Origin of the sequence: Shigella sp. FC1967 (genome assembly GCF_001743005.1) — a bacterium.
GTDB lineage: Bacteria > Pseudomonadota > Gammaproteobacteria > Enterobacterales > Enterobacteriaceae > Proteus.
In genome coordinates this window covers 1-272 of sequence record NZ_MIIZ01000193.1, presented here as the reverse complement: position 1 = coordinate 272, position 272 = coordinate 1, and the positions used below count along the sequence as shown (strand labels likewise).

Here is a 272-nt window from a genome sequence, read left to right as displayed (position 1 = left end):
CAACGGATAAAAGGTACTCCGGGGATAACAGGCTGATACCGCCCAAGAGTTCATATCGACGGCGGTGTTTGGCACCTCGATGTCGGCTCAGTCACATCCTGGGGCTGAAGTAGGTCCCAAGGGTATGGCTGTTCGCCATTTAAAGTGGTACGCGAGCTGGGTTTAGAACGTCGTGAGACAGTTCGGTCCCTATCTGCCGTGGGCGTTGGAAGATTGAGAGGGGTTGCTCCTAGTACGAGAGGACCGGAGTGAACGCACCACTGGTGTTCGGG

The 272-nt window shown here is 55.9% G+C and carries 1 rRNA gene; it reads left to right on the top strand.

From position 1 onward, the window contains the following. Positions 1–272: ribosomal RNA gene (locus BHE89_RS01765) — 23S ribosomal RNA — on the top strand; the annotation flags it as partial.